The organism is Rhodococcus aetherivorans (assembly GCF_011058165.1).
In the GTDB taxonomy this organism is placed as follows: Bacteria; Actinomycetota; Actinomycetes; order Mycobacteriales; family Mycobacteriaceae; genus Rhodococcus; species Rhodococcus aetherivorans.
Genome location: NZ_JAALEG010000161.1, coordinates 1 through 4,671 on the forward strand (window position 1 = coordinate 1; position 4,671 = coordinate 4,671).

General features: G+C 70.2%; 4 protein-coding genes and 1 pseudogene. 3 read left to right on the forward strand and 2 right to left on the reverse strand.

Annotated features, from left to right (window positions below):
• Window positions 1-110: pseudogene (locus tag G6039_RS31560) on the forward strand (IS30 family transposase); the annotation flags it as partial.
• Window positions 111-182: 72 nt separating this feature from the next.
• Here G6039_RS31560 and G6039_RS29615 read toward each other — a convergent pair.
• A complete protein-coding gene (locus tag G6039_RS29615; protein WP_006947472.1) occupies window positions 183-866 on the reverse strand; it encodes a GntR family transcriptional regulator in 684 nt (227 codons plus the stop codon).
• A gap of 4 nt (window positions 867-870) precedes the next feature.
• Window positions 871-2,022: an acyl-CoA dehydrogenase family protein gene (locus tag G6039_RS29620; protein WP_043799326.1), complete on the reverse strand. Its 1,152-nt coding sequence runs from the start codon at window positions 2,020-2,022 to the stop codon at window positions 871-873.
• Between the two features lie 130 nt (window positions 2,023-2,152).
• Between G6039_RS29620 and G6039_RS29625 the strand changes: the two genes are divergently transcribed.
• Together G6039_RS29625 and G6039_RS29630 are read left to right on the forward strand one after the other, a co-directional pair.
• Window positions 2,153-3,667 (forward strand): aldehyde dehydrogenase family protein, encoded by a 1,515-nt coding sequence (locus G6039_RS29625; RefSeq protein WP_043799324.1) that lies wholly within the window; start codon window positions 2,153-2,155, stop codon window positions 3,665-3,667.
• Window positions 3,637-4,647 (forward strand): oxygenase MpaB family protein, encoded by a 1,011-nt coding sequence (locus G6039_RS29630; protein ID WP_006947466.1) that lies wholly within the window; start codon window positions 3,637-3,639, stop codon window positions 4,645-4,647. Before G6039_RS29625 ends, G6039_RS29630 begins: the two co-directional genes overlap by 31 nt.
• The last annotated feature ends 24 nt before the right edge of the window (window positions 4,648-4,671 follow it).

Consider the following 4,671-nt stretch of genomic DNA (forward strand, 5'->3'; position numbering starts at 1 on the left):
CCGAGGACCTGCAGCAGGTCCAGGACGAGTTCAACGGCCGCCCCCGGCAGACGCTACGCTGGCGCACGCCAACCGAAGCGTTCACCGAGCTTGTCGCATCGGCCGCCTGAAACCGCCCTGATCGAAGGAATGTGACATTCGGCCCTCACGACCACCGCAACCACCGCCACCCGGGGTGCGGGTCAGCTGCGAGGTGCGATCCGGTCCAGGTGGGCCAGCAACCGGGCCACCGCGTCGTCGAACTGCACCTCGGTCTGCGCGATCACCTCGGCGCGGTCCCCCCTGCGGAACGCGTCGATCAGCCGGGCGTGCGACGCGACAGCGAGCCGGCCCCAACCCGGATCCGCCGCGTAGAGCCGGTACGGGGTGTAGCGCGCCGCACAGTAGAGAAACCAGGCGAGCTTCGGACTGGCCGCGATCCGGTTCAGGTCCCGGTGGAACTCGAACTCCGCGTCGGCGATCCGCTGTGCCTCTCCGGACTCGACGGCCAGGCACAGCGCATCGTTCAGGGCGCTCAACCGCTCGAGGTCCGCGGGTTCCGCGGAGCGCAGCGCGCGCAGGGCCAGTTCCACCGCGATCTGCTTCTGCAGCCAGAAGATGTCGGCCACGTCGCCCCGGTCGAGCGGCGAGACGACGTAGCCGCGGTTGGGTACCGACTGCACCAAGCCCTCGCCGCGCAGCGTCAGCAGCGCCTCCCGGACCGGGGTGACGCTGACCCCGAGTTCGGCGGCGGTCTCGTCGAGCCGCACGAAGTCGCCGGGCCGCAGCGCACCGGAGATGATGAGTCCGCGCAGGTGGGTCGCGACCTCCTCGGAGAGCTGGGGCCGTCGCCGTAGTCCGCGCGACGCTCGGGCCGGTGCCGTCATCGGTCTACAGCCCGTAGCTCTTGCCGATGATGTCGCGCTGGATCTCGTTGGTGCCGCCGAAGATCGTCGACACGATCGTCCTGCGCACGTGGTGTTCCATGTCGAATTCGGTGGCGTACCCGTAGCCACCCATCATCTGCATGCCTTCGAGGGCGGTCTTCTTCGCGACCTCGGTGGCCTTGAGCTTGACCATGGACGCCTCGCGCGGGAACAGCGTGCCCGGGTTGGCGTCGACGAGGCGCGCGACGCGGTACACCAGCAGCCGGGTCGCCTCGATCTCGGTGGCCAGGTCCGCGACCCGGTGACGGATCGCCTGGAACGTGCCGACCGGGCGGCCGAACTGCTTGCGTTCGGTGACGAACTGCAGGGCGTCGTCGAAGGCGCGCTGCGCGGTGCCGAGCATCATCGCGGCCAGGATGAGCCGCTCGGTGTTCAGCCCGGCCATCAGCTGGGTCCAGCCGTTGCCGACCTCGCCGACGACGGCGTCCTCCGGCAGGCGCACGTCGGTGAGGTAGAGGTCGTTGACCTCCTTGCCGCCCATGGTGTCGATGCCGCTGATCTTCAGGCCCGGCGTGCCGGCCGGCAGATGGAACATGGTCAGGCCCTGGTGCTTGGCGCCGCTGCGGTCGGTGCGGGCGACGAGCAGGATGTTGTCGGCGAAGTGCGCGTTGGAGCACCAGGTCTTCTGGCCGTTGATCAGCCAACCGTCGTCGACCTTCTCGGCGCGGCAGGTCAGGGCGCCGACGTCGGAACCGGCCTCGGGCTCGGACATGGAGATGGACTGGGACCGGCCCTCGACGATGCCCCCGAGCACGGTCTCCTTCTGCGCTTGCGTGCCGAACTTCTCGTAGGCTGCGCCGGTGATGAGGGTGGGGCCGATGCCGCCGATGGGGGCCATGCCGCGCGTGCTCTGCTCGAGCAGGATGCACAGGTCGACCGTGCTGCCGGCGGACCCGCCGAACTCCTCGGGCACCGTCACCCCGAGCCAGCCGAGGTCGGCCATCTTCCGGTACAGCTCCTGGCTGTGGCTGTGCGTGCCGTGGTCGGTGAGGGCGTCGCGCTGGGCGCGGGTGCCCACCTCACGGCGGCAGAAGTCGGCGACGGCCGCCGCGAAGTCCTGCTGCTCCGGAGTGAACTCGGTGAGGTTGGTGTGCATGGGATCGGCCTCCTGGCCTGGACAAGTGGTGGGGGGTTGTCGACGCCGGGCGCGCCGCCTAGTGTGAGATCCACGACAGTGAATCACATCAAATATATTTGATGCGGCCCAGTGAAGGAAGCGTCACTCCATGACCCAGGACCTCAGCACCACCGACACGCCGTCGCCCGCTCCCCCGTCCGCCACGTTCACCAGCCTCGACCCGCGCGACGGTTCCGTCCTCGCGGAGTACCCCATCGCCGACGCCACCGACGTGGCCGCCGCCGTCGACCGCGCCCGGTCGGCCGCCCGCTGGTGGGCCGCCCAGGGCTTCCGCGGCCGCCGGGACTGGCTGCTCGAGTTCAAGAAGGCCGTCGCCGCCGACGCCGAGGCCCTCGCGGCCGTCGTCTCCGCCGAGACCGGCAAGCCGCGCGGCGACGCCTTCCTCGAGGTGATGCTCGCGATCGAGCACCTCGACTGGGCCGCCCGCAACGCCAAGAAGGTGCTGCGCCCCCGCAGGGTGCCGTCCGGCCTCGCCAGCGCCAACCAGCAGGCCACCCTCGAGTACCAGCCGCTCGGCGTGATCGGCGTCATCGGGCCGTGGAACTACCCGGTCTACACCCCGATGGGCTCGATCTCCTACGCCCTCGCCGCCGGCAACGCCGTCGTGTTCAAGCCGTCCGAACTGACCCCGGGCGTGGGCAGGTGGCTCGAGCAGAAGTGGAACGCGCTCGCTCCCACGCAGCCGGTGTTCCAGGTGGTCACCGGCCTCGGCGAGACCGGCGCGGCACTCGCCCGCTCCGGTGTCGACAAGATCGCCTTCACCGGCTCCGGCGCCACCGCCCGCAAGGTCATGGCCGTGTGCGCCGAGACCCTCACCCCGCTCGTCGCCGAGTGCGGCGGCAAGGACGCGATGATCGTCGCCGAGGACGCCGACCTCGACAAGGCCGTGGAGATGGCCGCGTTCGGCGCGTTCGGGAATGCGGGCCAGACCTGCGCCGGCGTCGAACGCATCTACGTCGTCGAGCCGGTCTACCGGCAGTTCCTCGACAAGCTCACCGCCACCATCGAGCGGGTGCGCCCCGGCGGCACCGACGACGCCAGCTACGGCCCGATGACGCTGCCCCGGCAGATCGACATCGTGCGCGGCCAGATCGACGACGCCCTCGATCACGGCGCCGAGGCCGTCGTCGGCGGTCGCGAGTCGGTGCACGACCGCTACGTCGACCCGGTGATCCTCACCGACGTGCCGGAGCGGTCCTCCGCCGTGTGCGAGGAGACCTTCGGCCCGACGGTGGTGGTCAACAAGGTGCGCGATCTCGACGAGGCCGTCGAGCGCGCCAACGCCACCGACTACGGCCTCGGCGCGTCGGTGTTCACCAAGGACCGCTCCCGCGGCCGCAAGATCGCCGACCGATTGCGCACCGGCATGGTGTCGGTGAACTCGGTGCTCGGCTTCGCGGGCATCCCGTCGCTGCCGTTCGGCGGCATCGGCGAATCCGGGTTCGGCCGCATCCACGGCGCCGACGGCCTGCGCGAATTCAGCCGGCCCAAGTCGGTGACCGTCGAGAGGTTCCGGGCCCCGCTGAACCTGCTCACGCTCGAGCGCACCGCGCGGGACATGAAGATCGCCGCGTGGATGCTCAAGACCCGGCACGGGCGGTGACACCGATGACGTCGACCTCCCCCGACCGCACCCAGGAACGCACGCGCGGCGCGTCCGTCGCCGCCCGCCCCGACGCCCGGACGGAGAAGGCCACCACCTTCCCGGCGCCGAACCGGGACCCGCACGCCGGGCTCGGCCGGTTCGGCTGGCTGAAGGTGATCGAGGGCCTGGACCCGGTGACCCACCATCAGGACATTCTGCGGATCACCGCGGGCTACGAGTTCCCGTGGGACTACCAGCGGTCGCTCGAGTTCGCGCTGTTCCGTACCTACTGCGTGCCGAGCATCTCCGCGCTGCTGGCCCGCACCGGCGAGTTCGAGCACCGCCCGCAGAAGCGCTACGACGACACCGCGATCCTGATGTCCGAGCTCGTCGAGCACGGCTACGACTCCGATCGGGGCCGCGAGTCGCTGCGCAACGTCAACCGGATGCACGGCAGGTACTCGATCGACAACGACGACATGCTCTACGTGCTCTCGACGTTCGTCTACGACCCGATCGACTGGATCGACCGCTACGGCTGGCGGCGGCTGCACCCGCACGAGCGCCTCGCCTCGTTCCATTTCTACCGGCAGGTGGGAATCCGGATGGGCATCAAGGACATTCCGGAGTCCTACCAGGAGTTCCAGCGGTTCAAGCTGGACTACGAGGACGAGCACTTCACCTACAGCGACGACAACCACCGCATCGGCACCTACACCCTGCGGCTGTTCCAGTCGTGGTATCCGAAGGCGCTCGCACCCGCCGTCGCCACCGCGGTGTACGCGCTGATCGACGAGCGGATGGCCGCGGCGTTCGGGTTCCCGCAGGGCTCTGCGCGGGTCCGGGCGGTCGCGGAGGCCGCGCTGCGCGCCCGGTCCGCGGTGGTACGCCGGCTGCCCAAGCGACGGCTCTCGCGGGCGGCGAGCAACCCCAACAACCGCACCTATCCGGGATATCCGGAGGGCTACCGCCCCCGGGATCTCGGCGTGGGGTACTGATCCGGGGGCGGTAGCCCTCCGGAT

Coding starts and splice junctions, on each gene's coding strand:
- G6039_RS29615 (WP_006947472.1), bottom strand. CDS start 866: ATGACGGCACCGGCCCGAGCGTCGCGCGGACTACGGCGACGGCCCCAG.
- G6039_RS29620 (WP_043799326.1), bottom strand. CDS start 2,022: ATGCACACCAACCTCACCGAGTTCACTCCGGAGCAGCAGGACTTCGCG.
- G6039_RS29625 (WP_043799324.1), top strand. CDS start 2,153: ATGACCCAGGACCTCAGCACCACCGACACGCCGTCGCCCGCTCCCCCG.